At 66.3% G+C, this 26,353-nt stretch carries 22 protein-coding genes; 15 read left to right on the plus strand and 7 right to left on the minus strand.

The genetic code is table 11. From position 1 onward, the window contains the following. The first annotated feature begins 12 nt into the window (after nt 1-12). Entirely contained in the window at nt 13-723 is a 711-nt protein-coding gene (locus tag C0V78_RS10815; RefSeq protein WP_101797721.1) for a CPBP family intramembrane glutamic endopeptidase, read from the plus strand. A 2-nt stretch (nt 724-725) separates the two neighbouring features. Here the strand turns inward: C0V78_RS10815 and C0V78_RS10820 are convergent, their stop codons facing one another. Together C0V78_RS10820 and C0V78_RS10825 are read right to left on the minus strand one after the other, a co-directional pair. After that, nucleotides 726-962, minus strand: coding sequence for a DUF2312 domain-containing protein (locus C0V78_RS10820; RefSeq protein WP_101797722.1), 237 nt, complete (start codon nt 960-962; stop codon nt 726-728). Between the two features lie 85 nt (nt 963-1,047). Then, nucleotides 1,048-1,383, minus strand: coding sequence for a DUF1244 domain-containing protein (locus C0V78_RS10825; RefSeq protein WP_101797723.1), 336 nt, complete (start codon nt 1,381-1,383; stop codon nt 1,048-1,050). Nucleotides 1,384-1,450: 67 nt separating this feature from the next. Between C0V78_RS10825 and pyk the strand changes: the two genes are divergently transcribed. Together pyk and C0V78_RS10835 are read left to right on the plus strand one after the other, a co-directional pair. Then, a complete protein-coding gene (gene pyk, locus C0V78_RS10830) occupies nt 1,451-2,917 on the plus strand; it encodes a pyruvate kinase (protein ID WP_173843382.1) in 1,467 nt (488 codons plus the stop codon). A 122-nt stretch (nt 2,918-3,039) separates the two neighbouring features. Further along, on the plus strand, nt 3,040-5,304 hold the full coding sequence (locus tag C0V78_RS10835) for a TonB-dependent receptor (RefSeq protein WP_101797725.1): 2,265 nt from the start codon (nt 3,040-3,042) through the stop codon (nt 5,302-5,304). A 10-nt stretch (nt 5,305-5,314) separates the two neighbouring features. Here the strand turns inward: C0V78_RS10835 and C0V78_RS10840 are convergent, their stop codons facing one another. Further along, on the minus strand, nt 5,315-5,977 hold the full coding sequence (locus C0V78_RS10840; protein ID WP_101797726.1) for a YggS family pyridoxal phosphate-dependent enzyme: 663 nt from the start codon (nt 5,975-5,977) through the stop codon (nt 5,315-5,317). Here C0V78_RS10840 and C0V78_RS10845 point away from each other — a divergent pair. From C0V78_RS10845 to ald, 5 genes are all read left to right on the plus strand, one after another. Then, complete coding sequence (locus C0V78_RS10845) at nt 5,976-6,533, plus strand: thiamine phosphate synthase (RefSeq protein WP_173843383.1); 558 nt, start codon at nt 5,976-5,978, stop codon at nt 6,531-6,533. The two genes, C0V78_RS10840 and C0V78_RS10845, sit on opposite strands and share 2 nt — an antisense overlap. Nucleotides 6,534-6,627: 94 nt before the next feature. After that, complete coding sequence (locus tag C0V78_RS10850) at nt 6,628-8,985, plus strand: DNA translocase FtsK 4TM domain-containing protein (protein ID WP_101797727.1); 2,358 nt, start codon at nt 6,628-6,630, stop codon at nt 8,983-8,985. Nucleotides 8,986-9,012: 27 nt separating this feature from the next. Continuing rightward, nucleotides 9,013-10,194 (plus strand): NAD(P)/FAD-dependent oxidoreductase, encoded by a 1,182-nt coding sequence (locus C0V78_RS10855; RefSeq protein ID WP_101797728.1) that lies wholly within the window; start codon nt 9,013-9,015, stop codon nt 10,192-10,194. Between the two features lie 9 nt (nt 10,195-10,203). Then, nucleotides 10,204-10,794: a hypothetical protein gene (locus C0V78_RS10860; RefSeq protein ID WP_216822176.1), complete on the plus strand. Its 591-nt coding sequence runs from the start codon at nt 10,204-10,206 to the stop codon at nt 10,792-10,794. Between the two features lie 56 nt (nt 10,795-10,850). Further along, nucleotides 10,851-11,966 carry an alanine dehydrogenase gene (gene ald, locus C0V78_RS10865; RefSeq protein ID WP_101797729.1) on the plus strand — a complete coding sequence of 372 codons (1,116 nt, stop codon included), beginning with the start codon at nt 10,851-10,853 and terminating at the stop codon, nt 11,964-11,966. On the opposite strand, the gene C0V78_RS10870 is transcribed toward ald, so the two are convergent. Next, complete coding sequence (locus C0V78_RS10870) at nt 11,963-12,367, minus strand: thioesterase family protein (RefSeq protein WP_101797730.1); 405 nt, start codon at nt 12,365-12,367, stop codon at nt 11,963-11,965. The genes ald and C0V78_RS10870 overlap by 4 nt on opposite strands. Further along, nucleotides 12,364-14,439, minus strand: coding sequence for a S9 family peptidase (locus C0V78_RS10875; RefSeq protein ID WP_101797731.1), 2,076 nt, complete (start codon nt 14,437-14,439; stop codon nt 12,364-12,366). Before C0V78_RS10875 ends, C0V78_RS10870 begins: the two co-directional genes overlap by 4 nt. A gap of 43 nt (nt 14,440-14,482) precedes the next feature. On the opposite strand from C0V78_RS10875, the gene C0V78_RS10880 reads away from it, so the two are divergent. The 6 genes from C0V78_RS10880 to C0V78_RS10905 all read left to right on the plus strand — a co-directional run bounded on the left by C0V78_RS10880 (nt 14,483) and on the right by C0V78_RS10905 (nt 20,117). Beyond that, a complete protein-coding gene (locus C0V78_RS10880; protein ID WP_101797732.1) occupies nt 14,483-16,297 on the plus strand; it encodes an aminopeptidase P family protein in 1,815 nt (604 codons plus the stop codon). Nucleotides 16,298-16,309: 12 nt separating this feature from the next. After that, complete coding sequence (locus tag C0V78_RS10885; RefSeq protein ID WP_101797733.1) at nt 16,310-16,678, plus strand: VOC family protein; 369 nt, start codon at nt 16,310-16,312, stop codon at nt 16,676-16,678. 65 nt (nt 16,679-16,743) lie between these two features. Next, nucleotides 16,744-17,121 (plus strand): VOC family protein, encoded by a 378-nt coding sequence (locus C0V78_RS10890; RefSeq protein ID WP_101797734.1) that lies wholly within the window; start codon nt 16,744-16,746, stop codon nt 17,119-17,121. A 210-nt stretch (nt 17,122-17,331) separates the two neighbouring features. Further along, nucleotides 17,332-17,934 carry an EF-hand domain-containing protein gene (locus tag C0V78_RS10895; protein ID WP_101797735.1) on the plus strand — a complete coding sequence of 201 codons (603 nt, stop codon included), beginning with the start codon at nt 17,332-17,334 and terminating at the stop codon, nt 17,932-17,934. 7 nt (nt 17,935-17,941) lie between these two features. After that, on the plus strand, nt 17,942-18,691 hold the full coding sequence (locus C0V78_RS10900; protein ID WP_101797736.1) for a response regulator: 750 nt from the start codon (nt 17,942-17,944) through the stop codon (nt 18,689-18,691). A gap of 19 nt (nt 18,692-18,710) precedes the next feature. Continuing rightward, complete coding sequence (locus C0V78_RS10905) at nt 18,711-20,117, plus strand: HAMP domain-containing sensor histidine kinase (RefSeq protein WP_101797737.1); 1,407 nt, start codon at nt 18,711-18,713, stop codon at nt 20,115-20,117. Nucleotides 20,118-20,120: 3 nt separating this feature from the next. On the opposite strand, the gene C0V78_RS10910 is transcribed toward C0V78_RS10905, so the two are convergent. Both C0V78_RS10910 and C0V78_RS10915 read right to left on the minus strand, forming a co-directional pair. Then, nucleotides 20,121-22,772, minus strand: coding sequence for a M1 family metallopeptidase (locus C0V78_RS10910; protein WP_101797738.1), 2,652 nt, complete (start codon nt 22,770-22,772; stop codon nt 20,121-20,123). A 100-nt stretch (nt 22,773-22,872) separates the two neighbouring features. Continuing rightward, nucleotides 22,873-24,447 carry a helicase HerA-like domain-containing protein gene (locus C0V78_RS10915; RefSeq protein ID WP_101797739.1) on the minus strand — a complete coding sequence of 525 codons (1,575 nt, stop codon included), beginning with the start codon at nt 24,445-24,447 and terminating at the stop codon, nt 22,873-22,875. A gap of 114 nt (nt 24,448-24,561) precedes the next feature. Between C0V78_RS10915 and pabB the strand changes: the two genes are divergently transcribed. Then, nucleotides 24,562-26,349 carry an aminodeoxychorismate synthase component I gene (gene pabB / locus C0V78_RS10920; protein WP_101797740.1) on the plus strand — a complete coding sequence of 596 codons (1,788 nt, stop codon included), beginning with the start codon at nt 24,562-24,564 and terminating at the stop codon, nt 26,347-26,349. Nucleotides 26,350-26,353: the final 4 nt, after the last annotated feature.

The raw sequence follows: 26,353 nt of genomic DNA on the forward strand, positions 1-26,353 counted from the left end.
AAGGACATCGCCATGAATCATGCGAGTGCCAAGCCCATCGTGTCCCGCCTGCCGGCGGCCTGGACGGAATTCGCCGCCTTCCTGCACGCGCCGCGGCATGGCGAACCGTCCGGCCTGCGCGCACCGGGAGCCTGGCGCACCATCGGTGCCATGTGGGCGCTCGACGTTGCAGGGCTGCTGGTCCTGCTGCTGCTGGTCAGCGGCTGGCTGAAATGGACCGGCCTGCCCGGCCCGGATGCCTTCGACAAGGTGCCCCGGCAATGGCTGCTGCCGCTGGTCGTGATCGTCGCACCGGTGCTTGAGGAATTGCTGTTCCGCGGCTGGCTGAGCGGCAGGCCGCGCACGGTCTGGCTGCTGGGTTGCGTGCTTGCCGTGGCCCTGGTGGCCACCCTGCCGATGGAGCCGGCATCGCGCGGTGCCGTGGCGCTCCTGTTCCTGCTGGCCATGCCGGTGGGCTGGGCCCTGCTGCGGCGATGGGCCACCCCGCGCTGGTTTGCGCGGGGGTTTCCGGCGATCTTCTGGATCACCGCGCTGCTGTTCGGCGCGGTGCACCTGTCCAACTATCCGCAGCCCGGCCTGCTGGCCCTGCCGCTGGTGTTGCCGCAGGTCTGGGCGGGGCTGGTATTCGGATTCGTGCGGATGCGGGTGGGGCTGGCAGGATCGATGCTCGTCCACGCCGGGGCGAACGCGCTGGCGATCCTGCCGACCGTGCTGGCGGGCTGAGGTCAGCCGAGGCCCAGCGCTGCCTTGTAGGTATCGAGCACCATTTCCATCTCGCGACGGTCATCGGGCTTCATCTTCCGCAGCCGGACGATCTGGCGCATGATCTTGGCATCGTAACCCACCGCCTTCGCCTCGGCATAAACGTCGCGGATGTCGTCGGAGATGCCCTTCTTTTCTTCCTCGAGGCGCTCCACGCGTTCGATCAGCAGGCGCAGGCGGTCGTCGGTGGTTTCGGCCATGGGGCAAGTCTCCGGCAAGATGTGAATCGGTTGCCGCGCCCGATAGCCGGGGCGGGAGATTCGGGCAAAGGCGAGGCTGTGGAAATCAGTGGCCGGGCGCGTTCTTCTTCATGCTTTCGGCCATGCGCTCCAGCTGTTCGGGCGTCGCCTCGACATGGAAGCGGGCCTTCCATTCGGCGCTGGTCATGCCGTGGATCACTGCGCGGGCGCCTTCCTTGTCCAGCCCTGCACCGGCATCGTTGATCCAGTCGGCCAGGCAATTGCGGCAAAATCCGGCCAGGCCCATCAGGTCGATGTTCTGGGCGTCATGGCGGTGTCGCAAATGGCGCACAAGGCGGCGGAAGGCGGCAGCGGCAACGGCATCGTCCAGCGAATCGAGCGGGTCGCCGGCGGTGGAGGTGGATGGTTCGGAACAACTCATGGGCATTCATCCTTGGGTTTTCCTGCCGTCTTTGCCATAGGCAAAAGCTCAACTGGAAGGGTTATTCGTGGCTAAGCAGGAAACGCACGATCATCGCGGACGCAAGGTGAAGATTCTGGCGACGCTGGGTCCGGCAAGCCGCAGCCCCGAGATGATTGCGAAGCTGCTGCGGGCGGGGGTCGATGCCTTCCGCGTGAACATGAGCCACGGCGATCACGCCACCCATGCCGAAACCATCGCCAATGTCCGGGCGGCGGAAAAGGATTTCGGCCGCCCCATCGCCATCCTGTGCGACCTGCAAGGGCCGAAGCTGCGCGTTGGCCAGTTCAAGGAAGGCCGCGCCGTGCTTCGTCACGGCAGCCATTTCACGCTCGATCGCAATCCCGAACCGGGCGACGAGAACCGCGTCTGCCTGCCGCATCCCGAACTGTTCGGCGTTCTCCAGAAGGGCCAGCGCCTGCTGGTCGACGATGGCAAGATCCGCCTTCGCGTCACCCGCGCCGGCGATGACGAAATCCTCTGCACCGCCGAAGTCGGCGGGGTGATTTCCGACCGCAAGGGCGTCAACGTGCCCGATGCCGTCGTGCCGATCCCGGCGCTGACCGAAAAGGACCGGCGCGACCTTTCCTTCGCGGTCGAACACGGCGCGGACTGGATCGCGCTGTCCTTCGTGCAGCGGCCCGAGGACGTGGCCGAGGCGCGGCGGCTGATCGGCGGCAACGGCGCGCTGATGGCCAAGATCGAAAAGCCTGCCGCAGTGGAGCGGATCGAGGAGATCATCGAGCTTTCCGACGGCATCATGGTGGCGCGCGGGGACCTGGGCGTCGAGCTCAACCCGGAGGAAGTGCCGCCGATCCAGAAGGCCGTTGTCGGCGCCACGCGCCGCTCGGGCAAGCCGGTGGTCGTGGCCACGCAGATGCTCGAATCGATGATCGAAAGCCCTGCGCCGACCCGCGCCGAAGTGTCCGACGTGGCCAACGCGGTTTACGACGGGGCGGATGCCGTGATGCTTTCGGCAGAGACCGCATCGGGGGCCTGGCCGGTAGAGGCGGTGACGATCATGGACCGCATCGCCTATCAGGTGGAACGCGATCCCGGCTACCGCCGCCAGGTCAACTATGCCGAAGTGCTGCCCGATAACACCACCGCCGATGCGCTTGCCCGCGCTTCGGCCCAGATCGCCGAAACGCTGGCGATCGCGGGCATCATCGTGTTCACCGGTTCGGGCAGCACGGCCCGGCGCGTCGCGCGCGAGCGGCCCGGTGCGCCGATGCTGGTGCTCACGCCCTCGCCCAAGATCGCCCGCAAGATGGCCCTGCTGTGGGGTGCCCATGCCGTGCACACCAAGGACATCGGCTCGTTCGAGGAAATGATCGCCAAGGGCAAGCGCATGGCGCTGCGCCATGGATTCGGCTCGGCGGGGTCGAAGCTGATCGCGCTGGCAGGGGTCCCGTTCGGCACGCCGGGGTCTACCAACCTGCTCCACGTGGTGACGCTGTCCGGCGACGAATTGAAGCGCCACAGCGCCGATTGACGCTACGGAACGCTGGATTTCCGGTTTCATGTTGCAAATGCGAAATGCGCCGCTAATGGCGCTTGGTGAGGATTTAATCGATCGATTAAATTTCGCCACAAGACTGTCGCAGGGAGCAACCAATGAACCTCACCCCCAAGTTCGCGCTCATCACGAGCTGTGCCGTCATGGCCCTGGCCTGCCCGGCCTTCGCCGAGGAAGCAGGCGAGGCCGCCGCAACGGATGACACCGTGATTGTCGTCAAGGGACAGGGCGAGGGGGAATCGCTTTGGACCTATGCGGGCAGCGCGACAGTGATCGACGGGCTCGATCTCGAGGCGCGCCGCTTCACCAATCTTGCATCGCTGTCCTATGTCGCGCCGAACGTCTCGCTGGACGAGATCGGCACCTTCAAGGGCGTGTCCAACTTTGCCATCCGCGGGCTGGGCGTGAACAGCTCGATCCCCTCGATCGACCCTTCGGTCGGGCTCTATGTCGATGGTGTCTACCTAGGCATCAATGCCGGCACGGTATTCGATGCGCTCGACGTGGCGCGGGTCGAGGTGCTGCGCGGGCCGCAGGGCGTGGTTTTCGGCCGCAATACCACCGGCGGCGCGGTGCAGGTGCAGACCGCCGACCCGGACTTCGAGGAGTGGAGCGGGCAGGCCCGGCTCGGCATGGAAGGCCCGGTCGATGACGGGCGCGGATCGCCGATGGGCACGGCGCGGCTGGTCGTCTCCGGTCCGCTGGGCGACAGCCTGGCGCTGCGCCTTGGCGCGCTGCACGCCAGCGACGGCGGCTATTTCCGCAACGCCCTGACCGGCGCACCGGTGGGCGGCTATGACAACACCGTCTTGCGCGCAGGACTCGCCTGGGCGCCTTCTGCAACCTTCAAGCTGACGCTGAAAGGCGAATGGAACCGCAGCGACGGCGATGGCGCGCCGACGCACAACAACGGCCAGAACCCGCGCGACAGCTTCTCCCTCTCGATCAACGAGCCGGGCTATCACCACTCGCGCTCGCGCTTTGTCACGGCACGGGCGGAATACGACGTGGGAGAAGGCGCGCTGACCAGCGTTTTCGGCTGGCGCAAATATGATCTCTCCACCCGTAACGACATCGATTCCTCGCCCGCCACGGTGTTCCATTCGGATACCCGCACCCGGCAGGAACAGGTTTCCAACGACCTGTACTACACCCGCAGCCTTGCCGGACTCGACCTGACGCTGGGCGCTTACCTGTTCCACCAGTCCATGGGTTACGAGGAGGTCCGCTACCTGGCCGCCACGCAATACGGCGGCGGGCGGATGACGCATGACCAGGCAGAGCTTTACGGGCAGGCCGTGGCCGAACTGGCAGCCGGCCTCAAGCTCACCGCCGGCCTGCGCTGGTCGCACGAGGCGAAGCAGGCCTTCGTCACCTATGTCCGCCCGCGCAATGCCTGCTCGGCGGTGGACGGAACCTGCCCGACCAGCGGGGTGAACGCGCTGAACACGTCGGAAAACAACGGCTTTACCGACAAGGCCAGCTGGAATTCGCTGAGCCCGCGAATTGCGCTTGGCTGGCAGGCGGCTGACAATGCCTATCTGTGGGGCGGCTGGTCGCGCGGGCGGCGTTCGGGCGGCTACAACCTGCGCATCACCCAGCCGGCAGCCTTCGAGCAGGTGGCCATCGCGCTCGGCTCGCCAGCCTACCAGCCCGAGCGGGTGGACAGCTTCGAGGCGGGGGTGAAGTGGCAGGGTGCCGGCGGCCGGATCGGGGTGCAGGCAACCGCCTTCCACAACGACGTGGCGAACCTCCAGCGCGAGATCAACGTGCCCTCGGCCTCGTCCGGGCTCGCTCAGTCGGTCTACAACACCGCCGATGCGCGCATTCGCGGCTTCGAGGTGGAACTGTCGGCCCAGCCGGTGGAAGGGCTGAGCCTTTCGGCCAGCCTTGGCCATATCGATGCGCGCTACACCCGCGTGATGTTCGATATCAATTCGGATGGCACCATCAATGCCGCCGATCTCGCGCTCGATCTGCCGCGTGCGCCGCGCTGGACCTGGGGCCTTGGTGCCCAGTATCGCATGTGGATCAGCAGCAAGGCGGAAATCACCGCCCGCGCTGATTTCCAGCACCGTTCGCGCTTTGCCTATACCGACAACAACTGGGGCTTCAATTCAGCCGCGAACCGGCTCGATGCCAGCCTCACGCTGAACCTTGGCGATCCGGCGATCCGGTTTTCGCTGTTCGGCCGCAACCTGATGGATGACGTGCAGTTCGGCGGCGATACCCAGCTGCCTTTCGCGGGCGGCAGCTATTCCGACGGCAACAACCGGCCTTACGATCCCAGCCCGGCGGCAGGCACCTTCTCCCCGCTGGCCAAGGGGCGGACCGTGGGCCTGGAAGTGGCGATGGACTTCTGAGACGTACCCGTCAGGCGCGCGGGCCGAACAGGGCGCTGCCCACGCGCACGTGGGTGGCGCCCAGCATGATCGCGGTTTCGAAGTCCTCGCTCATCCCCATCGACAGGCCGGAGAGGCCATTGTCTGCGGCGATCTTGTCAAGCAGGGCGAAGTAGGGTGCCGGCTCCGTATCCAGCGGCGGCACGCACATCAGCCCGGCGACCGGAATGCCGGCGGCGCGGGCTTCGGCCAGCAGGGCGGGGGTATCGCCGATGGCGCAACCGCCCTTCTGCTCCTCCGCGCCGATATTGACCTGGACGAAGCAGGGAACCTGCCGGCCTGCCTTGTCCATCGCCCTGGCAAGCGCTGCGACCAGCGAAGGCCGGTCAAGCGAATGCATGCAGTCGAACAGCGCAACGGCTTCCTCGGCCTTGTTCGATTGCAGCTGGCCGACAAGGTGCAGCGCAATTCCGGGGTGTGCTTCGCGCAGGGCGGGCCATTTCGCCGCCGCTTCCTGCACGCGGTTTTCGCCGAAAACGGTCTGGCCGGCAAGGATCAGCGGCTCGATCGCTTCGGCAGCATGCGTCTTGCTGACGGCGACAAGGGTGATCTCGGCGGCTTTGCGCTGCGCCACTTTTGCGGCTGCTTCGATGCGGGCACGGATATCGGCGAGACGGGTGGCTGGATCGCTCATGGCGCGCTGCTATAGCGATGCCATGCCTGTGCGCCAGACCCAGATTCCCCGCCTCTGGCTGATTTCCGATGCGCGCAACGATGCCGTGCTGGATCGCGCGCTGAAACGGCTGCCGCGCGGCAGCGGGCTCGTGTTCCGTCACTATCACTTGCCCGATGGTGAGCGCCGCGCGCGTTTCAGCCAGCTGGCACGCGCGGCAAGGGCGCGCGGACTGGCCGTGTTCCTCGCCGGCGATGCCCGGCAGGCGCGGCGATGGCGGGCCGATGGCGCCTATGGATCGTCGCAGCTGCTGGCAGGCGGGCCCGCCTGCGCGCGGCTGGTCACGGTCCACGGGCTGCGCGAACTGGCCCGGGCTGGGCGGGCAGATGCCGTGCTGCTTTCCCCCGTGTTTCCCACCCGCACACACCCCGGCGCGCCCTCGCTCGGGGCAATCCGCTTCCTGCTGATGGCGCAGAAGGCAGGAATTCCAGTGCTTGCGCTGGGCGGAATGACCGCCCGCCGGGCGGCGCGACTGCCGGTGCACGGCTGGGCCGCCATCGACGGGCTGAGTCCCTGAGGCGACGAACCGAGTCCGCCCCTGCAAGCTTCAATTGACGCGGACTCGCCCGCAGGCGCATTATGCGCGGCCAGACAAGCGGGGGTGATCACGAATGGCAAGCCAGCCGATCGGAACGGTGCGCAGGCCTGCGGGCGGCAACTGGCGCGCGGTGATGCGCCGGTCGCTTCGGCGCGCCAGCGAGATGGGCGGCGCGCTGCTGCTCTGGGCCGCCATGGCATTCCTTGCCCTTGCGCTGCTCTCGTATCACCAGACCGACGCCTCTTCTTCCACCGCTGCCGGCGGGGTCACGCTCAACTGGATGGGCGAGGCCGGAGCCTGGGCGGCGGACATTGTCCTCATGCTGTTCGGCCCGGTCAGCGTGCTGGTCCTGCCACTGCTCTACGTCGGCGGGCGCAAGCTGTGGCGGCTGGCCGGAGACATCGAGGACGAAGCCCCGGCGCACCCCTGGTGGAATTCGCTGATCGTCCTGTTCTTCGCCGCACTGTTCCTGGCGACGACGCTTTCGCTCGTCTGGCCAGATACCGGCGATTCACTGCCTGCCTCGGTCGGCGGGCTGGCAGGCATCATGGGCGAAAAGGCGATCCGGGCCATCGCGGGCCTCCTGCCGGAAGGCGGGCAGGGCTGGGCCATCTTCTTCATGGGCCTGCTGTCGCTGGTTGCCGGGGCGGTGCTGGCGGGTCGGGTCTTCGCCATTGACTGGGCGGGCCTCTTCGCCCTGCCCAAGGGCATGCCGCAGATGCCGCGCATTTCCGCCAATGAGGGTGAGGCACTGGTCCGCCCGCGCAAGGAGAAGCAGGAACGAGCCGCTGCCGCCGCCGCCGCTGCCGAGGCAGCCGCATCCCAGCCAGCCCGGCGCGCGCCCGAAATCAGCGACCCCACCCGTCCGATCAAGCCGGCCCAGCTTAACGCCCGGAGCCGCCAGGGCGACCTGTTCGACAATTACGAACTGCCCGGGCTCGAACTGCTGGCCGATCCGGCGCCCTCTACCGCGCCGAAGATCGACAAGCTGGCGCTGGAAAAGAACGCCCGCCTGCTCGAAACCGTGCTTGAGGATTTCAACGTCAAGGGCACGATCGATGCCGTGCGCATGGGCCCTGTGGTGACCATGTACGAGCTTGAGCCCGCCCCCGGCATCAAGGCCAGCCGGGTTGTCGGCCTCGCCGATGACATTGCCCGCAACATGAGCGCGATTTCCGCCCGCGTCTCGCCGATCCCCGGCCGCACGGTCATGGGCATCGAGCTGCCCAATGCCGATCGCCAGATGGTCAGCTTCAAGGAGCTGATCGCCTGCGAAAAGTTTGCCAGCTCCAAGGCGTTGCTGCCGATCATCCTGGGCAAGGACATCGCCGGCGAACCGATCGTCGCCGATCTTGCCGCCATGCCGCACCTTCTGGTGGCCGGTACGACCGGTTCGGGCAAGTCGGTCGGGCTCAACGCCATCCTGCTCTCGCTGCTCTACCGCCTGACCCCGGCGCAGTGCCGCATGATCCTGATCGATCCCAAGGTGCTCGAACTGTCGGTCTACGACAATATCCCGCACCTGCTCTCGCCCGTGGTCACCGAACCGGCCAAGGCGGTGCGCGCGCTGAAATGGGCAGTCGAGGAAATGGAGCGCCGCTATCGCCAGATGAGCGAGATCGGCGTGCGCAACCTGTCCGGCTTCAACGAGAAGGTCTCCGCCGCGATCGCCAAGGGCAAGCCGCTGGGCAAGCGCATTGCCATCGGCTTCGATCCCGAAACCGGGGAGGAGGTCTACGAAGACCAGCAGTACGATTACAAGGTGCTGCCGCAGATCGTCATCATCGTCGACGAGCTGGCCGACCTCATGGTCACGGTCGGCAAGGAAATCGAAGTGCTGATCCAGCGGCTCAGCCAGAAGAGCCGCGCTGCCGGCATTCACCTGATCATGGCCACCCAGCGCCCGTCGGTGGACGTCATCACCGGCGTGATCAAGGCCAACCTGCCGACCCGAATCTCCTTCGCCGTCACCAGCCGCATCGACAGCCGCACCATCCTGGGCGAGCAGGGCGCCGAGCAGCTGCTGGGCAAGGGCGACATGCTCTACAAGCCGGCTACCGATCCGCTCAAGCGCGTCCACGGTCCCTTCGTCTCGGATGACGAGGTGTTCCAGGTGGCCGAGTTCTGGCGCGGGCAGGGCGAGCCTGAATACGTCGATTCGGTTACCGAGGAACCGGAGGACGCACCCTTCGGTTTCGATGACCTCGACGGGGCGAACGACAACCCGGAAGACCGCAAGTACCGCCAGGTCTGCCAGCTCGTCTTCGAAAGCCAGAAGGCGTCCGCCAGCTGGATCCAGCGGCAGATGGGCGTTGGCTATAACACCGCCTCGAAATGGATCGAGCGGATGGAGAAGGACGGCCTTGTCGGTCCCGCCAACCATGTCGGCCGGCGGGACATCTACCGCGACCGCGACGGCAACCCCCTCTGAGGCGCGGGTCGCGCCGGTCCGGATCGCATGGCAGAATATGACGCCATCATTCTCGGCGCAGGAGCCGCGGGCCTGTTCTGCGCGGCGCTGGCCGGGCAAAGGGGCGCGCGGGTGCTGCTGCTCGATCACGCCGATGCGCCGGGCAAGAAGATCCTGATCTCCGGCGGGGGGCGGTGCAACTTCACCAACCTGCACACCGCGCCCGACCGCTTCCTTTCGGCCAATCCGCACTACGCCAAGTCCGCGCTCAGCCGGTTTATGCCGCACGATTTCCTCGGCCTGGTCGAGGCGCACGGCATTGCCTGGCACGAAAAGACGCTGGGCCAATTGTTCTGCGATCAGTCGGCACGACAGATCGTCGCGATGCTGCTGGCCGAATGCGAAAAGGGCGGGGTGGACTTGCGCTGTGGCACGGCGCTGGGCGAAGTGCGCCACGCCGACGGGCGCTTCCATGTTGCGGGAGCAAGCGCCGCGCGGCTGGTGATTGCCACGGGCGGCCCTTCGATCCCCAAATTGGGTGCCACCGGCCTTGCCTATGACCTCGCCCGCCAGTTCGGTCTCAAGGTCGTGCAGCCACGCCCGGCGCTGGTGCCACTCACCCTGGCGGGTGAGGATGCGCTGTTCACCGAGTTGTCGGGTGTTTCGGCCGAAGTGGTGGCGCGCTGCAACAAGGCCCGCTTCCGCGAGGCGGCGCTGTTCACCCATCGCGGCCTGTCCGGCCCGGCCATCCTGCAGGTCTCCTCGTACTGGCAGCGCGGCGATGAGATCGGCATCGATTTCCTGCCCGATGCCGCGGGCGAATGGCTGCTCGATGCCAAGCGTGCCCGTCCGCGCAGCAGTCTCGCCAAGGTGCTTGGCGAAACCCTGTCCGAGCGGCTGGCCGTGCGGCTGACGGAACGGATCGGACTGATCGGCGAACTCGGAAACATGTCGGACAAGGCCCTGCGCAGCGCACAGGCGCGGCTGGCGGACTGGCGCTTCATGCCCAACGGCAGCGAAGGCTTCGCCAAAGCCGAAGTGACCGCAGGCGGGATATCCACCGCCGACCTTTCATCGCAGACCATGGAAGCGCGTCGCGTGACGGGGCTTTATGCCATTGGCGAGGCGGTCGACGTGACCGGCTGGCTGGGCGGCTACAATTTACAGTGGGCCTGGGCGAGCGCCCATGCCGCCGCGCTGGCGATTGCCGAAGCGGTGCAGGCGGGTTAGCCAGAAGGCATGAGCGAGAGCCGCGAACCTCCCAAACCCGTAGTGCCGGGCCGGGCCTGTGGTTCGTGCACGCTGTGCTGCAAGGTCATGGCCATTGGCGAGCTGGACAAGCCGGCGGGCCAGTGGTGCCCTCACGTGCTCACTGGCAAGGGCTGCTCGATCTATGCCGAAAGGCCGCATTCCTGCGCCGCGTTCGGTTGTGGCTGGCTGCATTGGCAGGAGGCGGGCAGCCACTGGCTCCCGGCTCGCGCGAAAATGGTGATCGCCGCACAGGATGGCGCGCGCCTTGCCGTCCATGTCGATCCGGCGACACCCAACGTCTGGAAAACCGCCCCCTACTATGCCGATCTCAAGCGCTGGGCCCGCAACCCTGCGCGATACGGCTTCCGGCAGGTGCTGGTGGCCGTGGGACGGCGCATGACGGCCATCCTTCCAGACCGGGACGTGGAACTGGGCGAGGTGCCCGACGAGGCGATCGTTGTCAGCGGGCCGACGGGTGGAGGACGGCACGCGGCCTTCGTCGTCCGTCCGGACGATCCGCAATTTGCCCGCGTGCGTGCCGGTGGAAGCTATGTGGCAGGCGGAAAGGGAACGTCCTGAGGCCGGTTGCCAGTAAATCGTTTCACCTGTAACGATATCGCCAAAGGAGAGAGGCCATGCGTGTCGGCACCGTTCGCGAGATCAAGAACCACGAATACCGGGTGGGGCTGACCCCGGAATCGGTCCGCGAACTCGTGGCGCACGGGCATGAGGTCTGGGTGGAAAGCGGCGCGGGCCTGGGTATCGGCGCCAGCGATGCGGACTATTCGGCCAGCGGTGCGGCAATCATGGGCGAAGCCGCCGCCGTGTTCGAAGGCTGCGAAATGATCGTCAAGGTCAAGGAACCGCAGGCAGGCGAACGCGCCATGCTGCGCCAGGGCCAGGTCCTCTACACCTATCTCCACCTCGCCCCCGATCCGGAGCAGACCGCCGATCTCGTCAAGTCGGGCGTCACCGCCATTGCCTATGAAACGGTGACCGGCCCAGGCAATTCACTGCCGCTGCTCAAGCCCATGAGCCAGGTCGCGGGCCGCATGTCGATCCAGGCCGGTGCGACCGCGCTGCAGAAGGCAACCGGCGGGCGCGGTGTGCTGCTTGGCGGGGTTCCGGGCGTGCTGCCGGGCAAGGTGCTGATCATCGGCGGCGGCGTTGTCGGCTTCAATGCAGCGCAGATGGCGGTTGGCATGGGCGCCGATGTGACCATCCTCGACCGCGATCCCGAAGTGCTCGAACGGCTCGACAACCACTTCGAAGGCCGCGCCAAGACGCGATTCTCCAACCGCGCGGTAGTGCAGCAGATGGTCTGCGAAAGCGAACTGGTGATCGGAGCGGTGCTGGTACCGGGAGCCGCCGCGCCCAAGCTGGTGAGCCGCGAGATGCTCGGCTGCATGAAGCCGGGTTCGGTGCTGGTCGATGTCGCCATCGATCAGGGCGGCTGCTTCGAAACGAGCCGCCCGACCACCCATGCCGAGCCGATCTACGTGGTCGATGGCATCGTCCACTACTGCGTCGCCAACATGCCGGGCGCGGTGGCGCGCACCTCAACCTACGCGCTCAACAACGTGACCCTGCCGCACGCGCTGCGCATCGCCGACCTCGGCTGGAAGGGTGCGCTGAAGGCCAATCCGCACCTCGCGGCGGGGCTTAATGTGCACGAAGGCAAGGTGACTTACGAGGCGGTCGCGCGCGACCTTGGCTATGATTACACGCCGGTCAGCGAGGTACTTGCCTAGCCATCGAACGGCCCGAAGGGTTCGGCAACCTCTGCCGGAACGCGGGCAAGGCGGCCGCTGGCCCTGTCGATCATGGCCCAGGTGGAGCGTGCCGCCACGATCACCTTTCCGGCGGAATTGCGGAACTCCACGCAGCGATCGAAGCGCGCGCCGCTCGGCCCTTCGGGGATGAAGGTTTCGGCGGTGACGCTCTCGCCCTCGGCAATGTTGCCGCGATAGTCGATCTCATGCCGGGTCACGACCCAGACGTACTTCGCCTGATGTTCGGGCAAGGCGGCAGCCTCCCAGTGGGCCGTGGCGAGCGCCTCCATCCACTGTACCCAGACGGCATTGTTTACGTGGCCCATGACATCGATGTGCTCGGGCGCGGCGGTGAAGGTCAGGGTGTGGCGGTTGCTCACGGTTCGATGCCCAGCTGCCACAGGATGAAGGCGAACTCCTCGGCTGTTTCCTTCAGGCTTTCGAACCGGCCGGACTTGCCGCCGTGGCCCGCGCCCATGTTGGTCTTGAGGATCAGTTCGTTGTCGTCGGTCTTCATCTCGCGCAGCCGTGCCACCCACTTGGCCGGCTCCCAGTAGGTCACGCGCGGATCATTGAGACCGGCGGTGACCATGATCGGCGGGTAGGCCTGGGGCCGCACCTGGTCGTAGGGGGAATAGGAGCGGATCAGCTCGAAAGCCTCGCGGTCTTCGATCGGATTGCCCCATTCCGGCCACTCGCCCGGGGTGAGGGGCAGGCTTTCATCGAGCATGGTCGCCAGCACGTCGACGAAGGGCACGTGCGCCACGACCGCGCCCCACAGATCGGGGTCGGAATTGGCCACCGCGCCCATCAGTTCGCCACCGGCCGATCCGCCGGATATGCTGATCCTGCCGGCCTCAGTGTAGCCGCGCTCGATCAGGCCGCGGGCAACGTCGACGAAATCGTTGAAGGTGTTGGTGCGCCGTTCCAGCTTGCCCGCCTTGTACCACGCGCGGCCCATGTCGTCGCCGCCGCGGATATGGGCGATGGCATAGGCAAAGCCGCGGTCGACGAGGCTGAGGCGGCTGGTCGAGAAGCCCGGATCGATGCTGATGCCATAGGCACCATAACCATAGAGGTGCAGCGGGCCGCCGGGGGTGCGGTCCTTGCGGCAGAGCACGGAAACGGGGATCGCGGTGCCGTCGCGGGCCGGGATCTCCAGTCTCTCGGTCACGTAAAGCGAGGCATCGTAACCGCTGGGGATTTCCTGCACCTTCAGCGTGGTGAGGCTGCGCGCCGCGACATCATAGTCGTAGACGGTCGATGGGCTGACCATCGATTCGTAACTTACGCGCAGCACATCCATCGCCCATTCGGGGTTGTCGCCGAGGCCTGCGGAATAGCTCGCCTCGGGGAACGAGATCGCCTCGATGCGCGCAGGATCGTCGTAATACCGCACCTCGATGCGGTCGAGCCCGCGCACCCGGCCTTCGGTGACGTAGAAATCGCGGAACAGGTCGACGCCGGTGAGATAGAACTCGTCCGACCCCTCGATCAGGGTGGTCCACTCCCCCGGCGCGGAGAGCGGCGCGGTGGCGAGGCGGAAGTTCTCGTGGCTGTCGTTGGTATGGACGAACAGGGTCTCGCCGTGGAGGTCCACGTCGTATTCCACGCCCTTCTGGCGCGGCTTCACCAGGATCGGCTCGGCCAGCGGATCGGCGGCGGGGATCAGGTGCACTTCGCTCGTCTCGTGGTCGCTGGCCGAGATGATCAGCCACTGTTCATTGGCCGACAGCGATGAGCCGACGCGGAAACCCTCATCGTCCTCGTGGTAAAGCTCGACGTCGCTTTCGAGTGGCTGGCCAAGCCAGTGCAGGCGGGCGTTGTCCGTGCGCCATTGCTCGTTGACGAGAGAATAGACCAGCCCCTTGTCCCCCGCGACCCAGACGAGTGCGGAGAGCGTGCCCGGGATCTCGTCCGCCAGCAGTTCGCCGGTCGCAAGGTCCTTGATCCGCGCGGTGAAGCGTTCGGAGCCGTTGTCGTCCACGGCATAGGCGAGCAGCCGTCCACCCTGCGACACTGACAGCGCGCCGAGGCGGAAGTATTCATGGCCCTCGGCCAGTGCCACTTCATCAAGGATGAGCTGGTCCTCGCCACCTGCGACCGGCCTGCGCCACCACTTCTTGTATTCGGCGCCCTCCTCGAACTCGATCCAGTAGAGGTAATCGCCGTCCTTCTGCGGAACCGACTTGTCGGCTTCCTTGATGCGGCCACGCATCTCGGTGAACAGGGTGTCGATCAGCGGCTTCTGCGCCGCCATGCGGCTTTCGAACCAGGCATTCTCGGCCTCGAGATGGGCCAGGACTTCCTTGTCGGTCACCTCCGGATAGCCGGGATCGCGCAGCCAGGCGTAGGGGTCTTCAACCGTGATGCCGTGATGGGTGAAGCTGTGCGGCTTGCGGGCGGCGGCGGGGGCGGTGACAGGGGGTGTGGTAAGTGCCATCCACTGCATCTATGTTTGCACCGGAAACCAATCAACCCGGACTCGCCTTTCCATGCTGATGAACACTCACGAAGCCCGCCTCGAAGCCCTGCGCAAGGAGCTGGTCGCGCGCGATCTCGCCGGCTTTGTCGTCCCCATCTCGGACGAGCACATGAGCGAATATGTCGGTGCCTATGCGCAGCGCCTCGCCTGGCTGACCGGCTTTGGCGGGTCGGCCGGGACGGCCGTTGTCCTGCAGGACAAGGCGGCGATCTTCGTTGACGGGCGCTATACCCTGCAGGTGCGCGAACAGGTTGACGGGCGGTTCTGGTCCTATGAATCGGTCCCGGCAACCAGCGTCGCCAAGTGGCTGGGCGAACATGCGCCCGAAGGGTCGCGGATCGGGTACGATGCCTGGCTGCACGGCAAGCCCTGGGTCACCGCCGTCAGCAAGGCGCTCGAGGCGCGCAAGGCCCGGCTGGAGCCGGTGTCGGCCAATCCGGTCGATTCGATCTGGGCAGACCAGCCCGCACCGTCGGATGCGCCCGCCGAAGTCCATCCCACCGAATTTGCCGGCCAGTCGAGCGAGGCCAAGCGCGCCGCCGTTGCCGAATGGCTGACCGCGAACAAGCTCGATGCCGCCGCGATCACCGCGCTCGATTCGATTGCCTGGCTGCTCAACCTGCGCGGGACCGACGTGGATCGCACGCCGGTGGCGCTGTCCTTCGTCATCGCCCATGCCGATGGCACGGCGGAATTGTTCATTGCCGAGGACAAGGTCACGCCGCAGCTTCGCCAGCACCTCGGCAATGCCGTGACCGTGCGCCCGCGCGAGGCTTTCGTGCCGCAACTGCAGGCCCTGTCGGGCAAGCGTGTCGCCGTCGATCCCGAGCGCAGCGTGCAGGCCGTGTTCGAAGTGCTGGGCACTGCCGGGGCCGACGTGGTCGAACAGCGCGATCCAACCGTGCTGCCCCGCGCCTGCAAGAACCCGGTCGAACAGGCCGGCCACCGTGCGGCACAGGCGCGCGATGCCGCGGCGATGTGCCGTTTCCTTCACTGGCTTTCGGTGGCAGCGCCCAAGGGCGGGGAGAGCGAGCTCTCCGCCGCGGAAAAGCTGCGCTCGCTACGCGCGGAAAGCCCGATGCTGCGCGACCTTTCGTTCGACACCATCTCTGCTGCCGGCCCCAATGCCGCCAGCCCGCATTACCGGGTGGATGAGGAATCGAACCTGCCGATCCTGCCTGGCTCGATCTACCTGGTCGATTCGGGAGGACAGTATCCCGATGGCACGACCGACATCACCCGTACCGTCTGGATCGGCCCCAAAGAGCCGAGCGCCGAGCACAAGGATCGCTATACCCGCGTGCTGAAGGGCCACATCGCCATCAGCCGTGCGGTCTTCCCCAAGGGCACGGCGGGCAGCCAGCTCGATACGCTCGCGCGCCAGCACCTGTGGCAGGCCGGGCTCGACTATGCTCACGGCACCGGCCATGGGGTCGGCTCCTACCTGTCGGTCCACGAAGGGCCGCAGCGCATTGCCAAGTCGGCAGGCGGCCAGGCCGGCACGGACCAGGAACTGCTGCCCGGCATGATCCTGTCGAACGAGCCGGGCTACTACAAGACCGGCCACTACGGCATCCGCATCGAGAATCTCGAGCTGGTGGAGCCCCGCCCGATCGAAGGCGCGGAAGGGGAATATTTCGGCTTCGAAACGCTGACCCATGTTCCCATCGACCGCACGCTGGTCGATACCGCTCTGCTCAGCCGGGATGAGCTGCGCTGGTGGGACGAATACCACGCGCGGGTGCTGGAGATTGTCGGCCCGCAGCTCGATGGCGAGGCGCTGGCCTGGCTGAAGCAACAGTGCGCTCCGCTTGGTCGGGGCTGAAAAGGAAGACACATGATCGTCAATATCTGTTTCGGCACCCGCGACCTTGCCCGCGCCGGTGCCTTCTATGACAAGCTGTTCGCCGAAGCCGGCGCCGCGCGGACCGGCGAGACCGAACGGTCGATCTACTACGGCAGCGCCGGCCAGGGCGCAGGCTTTGCCGTGACCCTGCCATTCGATGGCAATCCGGCGACTAACGGCAACGGCACAATGGCGACGCTGGGCGTGGCCGATCGCCCGACGGTCGATCGCATGCACGCCGCCGCCCTGGCCAACGGCGGCACCTGCGAAGGCGCGCCGGGTGAACGGGCCAATGGCTTCTACGTCGCTTACTGGCGCGATCCCGATGGCAACAAGATGAACGCCGTCGCCATGGGTTAGGCGTTGCCGGCTGGAAAGTGTTCCTGTAATGTTCCAGTCGACTCGAACGGAGAGGAGCGCAGACCATGATCGGCTATGTCACCCTGGGAACCAATGACCGCGAAAGGGGCGCACGGTTCTACGACGCGGTCTGCGCCGAACTTGGCGTTGGCCGGATGATGGAGGATGACCAGTTCATCGCCTGGGGCTTGCCGGGCGGTGGCGCGGGCATCGGCCTGACGCGCCCGTTCAATGGCGAGCCAGCCAGTGTCGGCAATGGCGTGATGGTGGCGCTTGAGGCGCGGGACGAGGCGCAGGTGCAGCGGATCTACGATATTGCGCTTGCCAATGGCGGCACCTGCGAAGGCCCGCCCGGACCGCGCGGCGAGGGCTTCTACGCTGCCTATTTCCGCGATCCGGATGGCAACAAGCTCAATGCTTTCATCATGGCCATGCCGGAATAGGTTTCCGTTTTGCTGCACCGGCTTGCGCCGCGATGAACAGGGTTCCATTCCTGCGACAATTGGCGACAATAAAGCCGTTTTGCGGCATATACCTGCGACAAGCAGGGTCTAGACCCAAGGGCAAGGAGGTCGCGTGGACCGCTATCCCCCTCCCCCTTCCCAAGCGGTCCCGCGGCCTTCCACTTTCTTGAAGGATAGGGAAACGAACATATGCGCAAGCACCTGCTGATCATTTCGGCGGCTACGCTCGGCCTCGCCGGTACGGCGGTCATCGCCCAGAATCCGGCAGCGACGGCGGGCAAGACCGTCACCCGCGCCGAAGCGCAGGCCAAGGCCGGCGAACAGTTCACGCGAAAGGACGTCAACAAGGACGGCAAGCTCGACAAGGCCGACCGCGAGGCGCGCCATCTTGAGCATTTCAAGGCCATGGACAGCGATGGCAATGGCGTGATCTCCCAGGCGGAGTTCATGGCCGGGCATCAGCGCAAGGGCGGTGAACGCGGCCCGATGGGCGGTGGCGCAGGCATGAAGCACCAGGGCCCGGGTCACGAAGGCATGGCCCACGGCGGGATGCATGGCGGCAAGGAAGGCAAGCGCGGCATGGGCCGGATGGGCGGCATGATGGCCGGCATGGCCGATGCCAACAAGGACGGTGCCGTCAGCCGCGACGAATTCCTCGCCGCGCATGCCAAGCACTTCGAGATGGTCGATGCCAACAAGGACGGCTCGGTTTCTCCCGAAGAGCGCAAGGCCGCGCGCCAGAAGATGCGCGAGCACATGAAGCAGATGCGCGGCAAGGCCGCGGCTGGATGAGGACAGCATGACCGCAAGCGCGGCCCCCGATTCCGGACCGATCAGGCTGCTTATCGTCGATGACGAGGCAAGCCTACGCGAGCCCCTGGCCGAGTATCTCTCGCGCCAGGGGTTCGTCGTAAGCCAGGCCGGCAGCGCGGCAGAGGCGCGCAGCCACCTGCGTGACGAAGTGCCGGACCTTGTCCTGCTGGACATCATGATGCCCGGCGAGGACGGCCTTTCGCTTTGCCGCCATCTCGTCGAAGCGCGGCAGGTGCCAACGATTTTCCTCACCGCCCGGGGCGAGGCGACCGATCGCATCGTCGGGCTGGAAATCGGTGCCGACGATTACGTGGTCAAGCCCTTCGAGCCACGCGAGCTTGTCGCCCGGATCCGCACGGTCCTGCGGCGTGTTGCCCGCGGCGGCACGGCCCAGGCGGATAACCAGCTGCTCGAATTCGAGGGCTGGGTACTCGATCCGCTCAAGCGTCGGCTCACCGATCCGGAAGGGGCGGGCGTTGCCATTTCCTCGGCCGAATTCCGCCTGCTCATGGCGTTTCTCGAACACCCCCGCCAGGTGCTGGACCGTGACCGCCTGCTCGACATGGTCCAGGGCCGCGAAGCCCACCTGTTTGATCGGGCCGTGGACAACCAGGTCAGCCGCCTGCGCCGCAAGATCGAGGTCGACAGCCGCAACCCGCAACTGATCCAGACCGTCTGGGGCGGCGGCTACATGCTCGCCGCAGAGGTCCGCCGACGCGCCTCCGAGGACACCTGATGGACATCGCGGGGGCGCCATGTTGAAGCGGCTCTGGCCATCCAGCCTGTTGGGACAGGTCCTGCTGTCGATCGCGCTGTCGCTGATGCTGGCGCAGGCGGTCTCGGCCGTGCTGATCTATCGCGCGCAGCACGAAAGGCGCGAATCGGCGCTGCTCCATTCCGCTGCCTTCCGCATGATCATCGCCATGCGCCAGGACGCCCGGCTGGCAGCCAGGAATGGCGAGGACCGCGAAGAATCGGGTCGTGAACGCGAGCGCGAGGGCAGGGGCTTCCAGATCGAACGGACGCAGGACGCGCCGCTCAAGCCCGGCGAAGCGCGCTGGCCGAAGGATGAAAAGGAACTGCGCGCAATCCTCGAAGGGCAGGACATGCAGGTGGATGAGGTGTTGGTCGTCCGCCGCCCCATCGCCGAGGATCCCCGCTCACTCGTGCGGCTCGAACGCCGCAAGCAGCGCCAGGATATCACCCCGGAGGAGGTCCTTGTCGCCGGAGCCCGGGTCAAGGGCAGCGAGCAATGGATTGTCGCGCGCGTGTTCATCACGGCAACCGAACAGGTGATCCTGGGATCGCTGCTGGTGCAGACGCTGTTCATCTACCTGGTCGTTCTGGGCGCGATGATCCTGATCATGCGACGGATCACTCGGCCATTGGCCAAGCTGACACGGCGGGTGGAGCTGTTCGCCGAAACGCGAAGCGCCCAGGACCAGATCGAGCCGCAGGGGCCCAACGACGTTCGCCGCCTGATCGAGGCGCACAACGGCATGGAAGGGCGTATCCTTGCCCTGCTCGATGAGAAGGACGTGATGCTGGGTGCGATCGGGCACGATCTCAAGACCCCCCTCGCCGCCCTGCGCGTACGCATCGAATCGGTGGAGGACGAAACCGAACGCCGGCGGATGGCAGGTTCGATCGAGGACATTACCCGGACGCTGGACGATATCCTCAGCCTTGCCCGGGTGGGCCGACCGAGCGACATGGCCGAGCAGACGGAGCTCTATTCGCTCGTTTCTTCGGTGGTCGAGGAATACGAGGACATGGGCGAGCCGGTGACGCTGGGCGATGCCAGCCGCCATGTGATGTCGCTGCGCCCCACCTGGCTCCGGCGCGCGCTGCGCAACCTGATCGGCAATGCCCTGCGCTACGGCAAGAGCGCGCATGTCTCGCTCGAGCGGGACGGTGGCACCGCCGTGATCCGCATTCTCGACGAAGGTCCGGGCATTCCGGACGGTCAGATCGCGCGCATGCTCGAACCCTTCACGCGCGGCGATCCTTCCCGCAACACCGAGACGGGCGGGACAGGCCTTGGCCTTACCCTTGCACGGGCGATTGCCGAACAGCACGGCGGATCGCTGCGGCTGGCGAACCGCCGCGCGCCCGATGGCCGCGTGCTGGGACTGGAAGCGACGCTGCGCCTGCCGGGCTGAGGCCTAGCGCAGCTTTTTCGCCTCGGCGCTCGCCTCTGCCTGCCGCGCGGTTTTCAGCACGCCGCAGTTGCGCACGCGTTCGATGGTGCGTTCCAGTTCGAGCTCTGCGGTCTTGCCGGCAAGGCGCGGACGCAGCGATTTGGCCAGCTCGTCTGCCTGTTCGGCCGAGCAGAAGCCGTTGAGCATCTGCGGCAGGCGCGAGGCAAAGAAGATTCCGCCATTGCCGTTCAGCAGCTGGTCCAGGTTCGCCTTCATCCATTCGTAGCCCATGTCGCGCGTGGCGGGATGGGCGACCGCGCCGCGGATCATGTTCAGCCGCTCGCTGGAGCGCAGGCGGTTGTCCTTCGCATCGTCCAGCACCCAGCGGGCGATGTCCTTGTCGCCACTGCCGGCGATCACGCCAAGCCATGTTGGCCGCAGGGCCGGATCTTCGGACGCAAGCGCCCTGCCGAACAGGTCCTTCGCCGCGGTCAGCCCGCCCTGGCCCAGCCAAGCGGCAAAGGCCCCGCCAAACCACGTGGCGTCGAGTGCGGCCTTGTCTCCCGCCAGGTATTTGCCCGCTGCATCGGCCAGGGCCTTGCGCACCGCCGGATCGCGGGCCGTCCCGCCAACCGCATCCAGTGCAGCCTCACGCCGCTGGAGCCGCTCCGCCTCTTCATGGGCATAGGCCCCGGCGCGCAGGTCCATTCCCAGCCTGTCGAGCTGCGGGCGATAGAGCCGGGCAACAAAGCGGGAATAGGCCTTCTGTGCGGCATCGTCGAACAGACCGCCGGCGCGCAGCGATTCGAGCCCGTTGAGCGCTGCACCATAGGCGCGGCTGTCAGGGTTCTTCGTCAGCTTCACGGCAAGCGTCGCCAACTGCTTCACCGATGCCCGACCGGCCTGGTAGCTGGCCCGCAGGCTGTCGGCGATGGCGATGGCCTCATTACCGGAAACCTTGTCGGCCGTTGCGATCAGGCGATCCCATTCCTTTGCCGGCAGTTCGAAGCGGAAATACCCGGTGCCGCCGGCATTGGGCATCAGCGGTCCCTTGCCCGAAAGGCCCAGCCTTGCACTTTCGCCGTCGAACAGCTGGCACTGGCGCGCATCGCCGATCCGCGCACAAAGCGGGATGCCCCACCGGGTTGCAGGCGGCGTGGTGCCGAGCCGGGCATAGCGGCTCTGGCGCATGGACCAGCCGTCCTTGTCGCGCGAGAAGGTGACAAGGGGCACGCCTTGCTGGCGAATGAAGCTCTGCATCGCGGGCAGGATGCGGGCATCGCCCGAAACTTCGGCCATGGCGCCGAAGAAGTCGGCGCTGGTGGCGTTGCCGTTGTGGTGCCGCTTCATGTAGGTGCGCACGCCGTCGCGGAACTTGGTATCGCCCATGAAGGCGGCAATCATCGATACGACATGGCCGCCCTTGCCATAGGTGATCGTGTCGAAGGCGGCATCGATCTGGGCATCAGTGCGGATCGGCTGCTGGATCGGCCTGCCGGCGACCAAGGCATCGGTGTTCATCGCGGCGAAGCCTTCGGCATTGGCGCCGGCGCCGATGTTCAGGTCGGGCCGCCATTCGCCGCCGATGCGATAGCCCATCCAGTTGGCGAAGCTTTCGTTCAGCCAGATATCGTCCCACCAGGCTGGCGTCACCAGATCGCCATACCACTGGTGCGCCAGTTCATGGCTGACGACCATGCCGAAGGCGCGCTTGTCCGAAACCGGAGACTTGTCGTCAAGGATCAGCAGGCCATCGGCATAAAGGTCCGCCCCGGCGTTCTCCATGGCGCCGGGCATGATCGGCGAGGTGATCTGGTCAAGCTTGGGATAGGGGAAGCCCTGGCCAAAGTAATCCTCGAGCAGGCGGACAATGGGCTTGCTGTTCTCAAGCGCGAAGGTCAGCTGCCCGGCATTCGGCTTGGGCGAAAGGATGCGCAGCGGCAGCGGCTCCTTGCGCCACTGGCTGGGCGGAACGGTGCCTTCGGCCACGGCAAAGGGCCCGACCATCATGGCGACAAGGTAAGTCGGCAGAGGCAGGGTGGGGGCATAGCGATGCACGTCCAGCCCGCCTTCTTCCTGCCGGGAAACCTGGGGCGCGTTGCTTACCGCTGTCAGCCCCTTGGGCGTGCGCAGGGTAACGGTGAAGGGCACCTTGAAGCCGGGTTCGTCGAACGAGGGGAAGGCGGCGCGGGCGTCGATCGACTGGAACTGGCTCCACGAATACCATTCGTCCGCCACCTTGACGCGAAACAGGCCTGCCGGCCCGCTGTTGAAGGGGGCGTCATACTCGAACGAAAGCACCAGCTTTCCTGCGGGCAGCACCTCGGGGAAGGTCAGCCGCGCCAGTCCGCTGTCGGTGCGCTGGCTCCAGGTGCCGGTGATGGTGCGCCCGCCGATCGTGGCGACCGCCTTCGAAACCGCAAGATTGCGGCCATGCAGGTCGATAAAGCTGGAAGCAGCCTTCAGTTCGGCGTCGATCTCGACCCGGCCCGAAAACCGTTCCTTCGACGGGTCGATAGTCAGGTCCAGCCGATAGGACAGCGGCTTTGCCGCCTCGCTCAGCTTGCCCTGCGGGACGGGTGCCGTGGCAGCATTGCCGCCCGGAACCTCGATCGCGAGGGCGGGAGCGGCGAGGGCGAGGCTCAGCGTGGAAGCGGCGGCAAGAAGAAGGCGCATGGGATCTCCGGAGGTCGCAGAACGGCAGACTGCGCCCTTGCATGGCAAAACCGATTGCAAATGCAACCGTCGATAAAGTGCTGTTCCCAGCCGACGAACGTCAGCGCAGCAGGCTGCCCAGGATCGAGCGGGCAAAGCGGCCGAAGATTGCCCCGCCCAGCTGGGTGGCGATGGTTCCCGCAGCGGCGCTGGCGGCCGACGCCACCGGCGATCCCGCTGATTTGCGGCCCGTCATCTTGCGCGCGACCATTGTCCCTGCCGAAGCGGCGGCGGCACCCAGCGCGGCCTTGCCGGCCTTTTCCCAAAGCGAGGGCGAGCGGCGTTCTTGCGCGTGCTGCGCCTCGGCGCCTTCCTCTTCCACCTGCCGTGCGGCCGCGGCAGCATCGGCGGCCTTGGCCTGAAGCACCTCCTCGGCGCTCTCGCGGTCAACCGGGTTGTCGTACTTGCCATCGAAGGGGCTGATCGACTGGATGATCGCCCGTTCCTTTTCGCTCACCGGACCAAGCCGCGAGCGCGGCGGGGCGACGAGCGTGCGCTGGACCACGGTGGGCGCGCCCTGTTCGTCCAATACCGAAACCAGCGCCTCACCGACCTTGAGTTCGGTGATCGCGGTTTCGACATCGAGATCGGGGTTGATGCGGAAGGTTTCCGCCGCCGCCTTGATCGCCTTCTGGTCGCGCGGGGTGAAGGCGCGCAGGGCGTGCTGCACCCGGTTGCCGAGCTGGCCGGCGATCTTGTCGGGGATGTCGATCGGGTTCTGGGTGATGAAATAGACGCCCACGCCCTTGGAGCGGATCAGGCGGACAACCTGCTCGATCTTTTCGAACAGCGCCTGCGGTGCATCTTCGAACAGCAGGTGCGCTTCGTCGAAGAAGAACACCAGCACCGGCTTTTCCGGGTCGCCCACCTCGGGCAGCGCCTCGAACAGTTCGGAAAGCAGATAGAGCAGGAAGGTGGCGTAGAGCTTGGGGCTCTGCATCAGCTTGTCCGCCGCCAGCACGTTGATCACGCCCTTGCCGTTCTCGTCGGTGCGGATGAAGTCGTGAATTTCGAACGCGGGTTCGCCGAAGAACTTGTCGGCGCCCTGGCTTTCGAAGGCGAGCAGCTGGCGCTGGATAGTGCCGACCGAGGCCTTGGAGATGTTGCCATAGGTGGTTGCCAGCTCGCTGGCATTTTCGGCGCAGGTCATCAGCACCTGCTGAAGGTCGTCGAAATCGAGCAGCAGCAGGCCGTTGTCGTCCGCCCACCTGGCGGCCACGGTCAGCACGCCTTCCTGCGCTTCGTTAAGGCCCATCAGCCGGCTGAGCAGCAGCGGCCCCATCTCCGAGATCGTCGTGCGGATCGGATGGCCTTTTTCGCCGTAGAGGTCCCAGAAAATCGCGGGATTGTCATGGTAGGTATAGGGATCGATGCCGATCTCCTTCGCCCGCGCCTCAAGCGTGGCGGCGTGCTTGAAATCGGCGCTTCCGGCCATCGAAACGCCGGCAAGATCGCCCTTTACGTCTGCCATGAACACCGGAACCCCGGCGGCGGAGAACTGTTCGGCGATGGTCTGCAAGGTCACGGTCTTGCCGGTGCCGGTGGCCCCCGCGATCAGCCCGTGCCGGTTGGCGCGGCTGAGGCGCAGTTCCTGCCGTTCGCCGTTCGATCCCATTCCGATATATATGTTTTCCATGCCGCAACCGCTCCAGTTTTCCCACTCTCCGGCATAGTGCGCTGCGGCACCGGTTGCGAGAGGAAATTCTAGCCGCTGGCATCGGCCCGCGTTCCCCTCTAGAAGCCGGCGCCCATGCCAGCCCCCTTCATCCTGCTTGACGATGCGCGCGCCCATGGCGCCAGCCCCGCGCGGCTCTATCGCGATCCGGTGGAGATCGTCGTCGCGCGTCGTGCCAGCGAAGTGGCCGGGGCGCTTGGGCGCATGGCGGAACTGAGCGAAGAGGGCCACCACCTGGCCGGCTGGATCGCCTATGAGGCGGGCCTTGCCCTTGAAAGCCGGCTCATGCCGCTGGCCGATGCCCGCACCGGTGCTGCCGGGCCGCTCGTGTGGTTTGCCGCCTTTGCCGGATACGAAAGCCTGGCCGCCGGTGAAGTTCCCGCCTGGCTTGCGGCCCATGGCGATGGTGGGGCGAGCATCGGGCCGCTGGACCCGGCGCTGTCGCCCGGGGGCTTTGCCCGTGCTTTCGCGGCGGTTCAGGCAGCAATCACCGATGGCGACATTTACCAGGCCAACCTGACCTTCCCGCTGGCCGGCGCCTTCCATGGCGATCCGGTGGCGCTTTACGCCGCGATCCGGGAAGCTGCCGGGGCGGGCTATGGCGGCCTGATCCATGATGGCGCCCACTGGCTGGCGAGCTTTTCGCCCGAGCTGCTCGTCGCGCTCAAGGACCGGGCGGCGATGGTCAAGCCGATGAAGGGCACCCGTCCGCGCGGCAGGGCTGCGGCAGAAGACGCGGCACTTGCGCAAGAGCTTGCCGGATCGGTGAAGGACCGGGCCGAAAACCTGATGATCGTCGATCTGCTGCGCAACGATCTCAGCCGCGTGGCCGTGCCCGGCAGCGTGCGCGTGGAGCGGCCATTTGCCGTGGAAAGCTATCCGACCGTCCACCAGATGACGACCACCGTGCGCGCCACCCTGAACGATCAGGCGGGCGTGTTCGACCTGGTCCGCGCGCTGTTTCCTTGCGGTTCGATCACCGGTGCGCCCAAGATCCGGGCCATGGAGCTGATCGACAGTTTCGAACGCGATGCGCGCGGCCCCTATTGCGGGGCGATCGGGCGGATCGACCCCTCTGGCGAGTCCGCCTTCAATGTGGCAATCCGCACCCTGCGGCTGACCCCGGGAGAGAACGGCAGGGGCACGGCGGTTTTGGGTGTCGGTTCGGCGGTGGTCGCCGATTCGGAATGGCTCGCCGAATGGCGCGAAGGTCTGGTCAAGGGAGGGTTCGTAAGGGGCATGGCAGGCGGATTCGATCTGATCGAGACCATGGCCTTTGCGCCCGATGAGGGCATTGCCCTGCTTGAACTGCACCTTGAACGGATCAAGGCCAGCGCGGCCGAGCTGGGTTTCGCCTTCGATCGCCACGCTGTGCGCAATGCCATCCAGGCGCTGTGCTTCGATATCGAAGGTGCGGCGAAGGTGCGGCTCGTCGTTGCTCGCAGCGGTGCCCATGCGCTGGAAATCGCGCCCTTGCCGGAACCGTTTGTCGCGCCGGCGACCTGCGCTGTGCTGCGCCTGCCGGTGGACAGCGGGGACTGGCGCCTGCGCCACAAGACCAGCGACCGCCAGTTCTATACTGCCGCGCTTGATGCCGCGAAGGGTGCAGGCGCGCAGGAGGCGCTGCTGCTGCGCGATGATGGCCTTGTTACCGAGGGCAGTTTCACCAACCTGTTCGTCGAGCGTGACGGCAAGCTGCTGACACCGCCCGCGCAGCTTGGCCTGCTACCGGGCGTGCTGCGTCGCTCGCTGATCGAGGCCGGCCGTGCGGAGGAGGCGGAACTGACGCTTGCCGACCTTGAGGGCGGCTTCCTGATCGGCAATGCCCTGCGCGGGCTGATGCCGGCGCGGCTGCTTTCATGAGCGC

The organism is Novosphingobium sp. TH158, from assembly GCF_002855555.1.
Lineage (GTDB): Bacteria > Pseudomonadota > Alphaproteobacteria > Sphingomonadales > Sphingomonadaceae > Novosphingobium.

Coding starts and splice junctions, on each gene's coding strand:
- C0V78_RS10815 (WP_101797721.1), top strand. CDS start 13: ATGAATCATGCGAGTGCCAAGCCCATCGTGTCCCGCCTGCCGGCGGCC.
- C0V78_RS10820 (WP_101797722.1), bottom strand. CDS start 962: ATGGCCGAAACCACCGACGACCGCCTGCGCCTGCTGATCGAACGCGTG.
- C0V78_RS10825 (WP_101797723.1), bottom strand. CDS start 1,383: ATGAGTTGTTCCGAACCATCCACCTCCACCGCCGGCGACCCGCTCGAT.
- C0V78_RS10835 (WP_101797725.1), top strand. CDS start 3,040: ATGAACCTCACCCCCAAGTTCGCGCTCATCACGAGCTGTGCCGTCATG.
- C0V78_RS10845 (WP_173843383.1), top strand. CDS start 5,976: ATGGCGCGCTGCTATAGCGATGCCATGCCTGTGCGCCAGACCCAGATT.
- C0V78_RS10840 (WP_101797726.1), bottom strand. CDS start 5,977: ATGAGCGATCCAGCCACCCGTCTCGCCGATATCCGTGCCCGCATCGAA.
- C0V78_RS10850 (WP_101797727.1), top strand. CDS start 6,628: ATGGCAAGCCAGCCGATCGGAACGGTGCGCAGGCCTGCGGGCGGCAAC.
- C0V78_RS10855 (WP_101797728.1), top strand. CDS start 9,013: ATGGCAGAATATGACGCCATCATTCTCGGCGCAGGAGCCGCGGGCCTG.
- C0V78_RS10860 (WP_216822176.1), top strand. CDS start 10,204: ATGAGCGAGAGCCGCGAACCTCCCAAACCCGTAGTGCCGGGCCGGGCC.
- ald (WP_101797729.1), top strand. CDS start 10,851: ATGCGTGTCGGCACCGTTCGCGAGATCAAGAACCACGAATACCGGGTG.
- C0V78_RS10875 (WP_101797731.1), bottom strand. CDS start 14,439: ATGCAGTGGATGGCACTTACCACACCCCCTGTCACCGCCCCCGCCGCC.
- C0V78_RS10880 (WP_101797732.1), top strand. CDS start 14,483: ATGCTGATGAACACTCACGAAGCCCGCCTCGAAGCCCTGCGCAAGGAG.
- C0V78_RS10885 (WP_101797733.1), top strand. CDS start 16,310: ATGATCGTCAATATCTGTTTCGGCACCCGCGACCTTGCCCGCGCCGGT.
- C0V78_RS10890 (WP_101797734.1), top strand. CDS start 16,744: ATGATCGGCTATGTCACCCTGGGAACCAATGACCGCGAAAGGGGCGCA.
- C0V78_RS10895 (WP_101797735.1), top strand. CDS start 17,332: ATGCGCAAGCACCTGCTGATCATTTCGGCGGCTACGCTCGGCCTCGCC.
- C0V78_RS10900 (WP_101797736.1), top strand. CDS start 17,942: ATGACCGCAAGCGCGGCCCCCGATTCCGGACCGATCAGGCTGCTTATC.
- C0V78_RS10905 (WP_101797737.1), top strand. CDS start 18,711: ATGTTGAAGCGGCTCTGGCCATCCAGCCTGTTGGGACAGGTCCTGCTG.
- C0V78_RS10910 (WP_101797738.1), bottom strand. CDS start 22,772: ATGCGCCTTCTTCTTGCCGCCGCTTCCACGCTGAGCCTCGCCCTCGCC.
- C0V78_RS10915 (WP_101797739.1), bottom strand. CDS start 24,447: ATGGAAAACATATATATCGGAATGGGATCGAACGGCGAACGGCAGGAA.
- pabB (WP_101797740.1), top strand. CDS start 24,562: ATGCCAGCCCCCTTCATCCTGCTTGACGATGCGCGCGCCCATGGCGCC.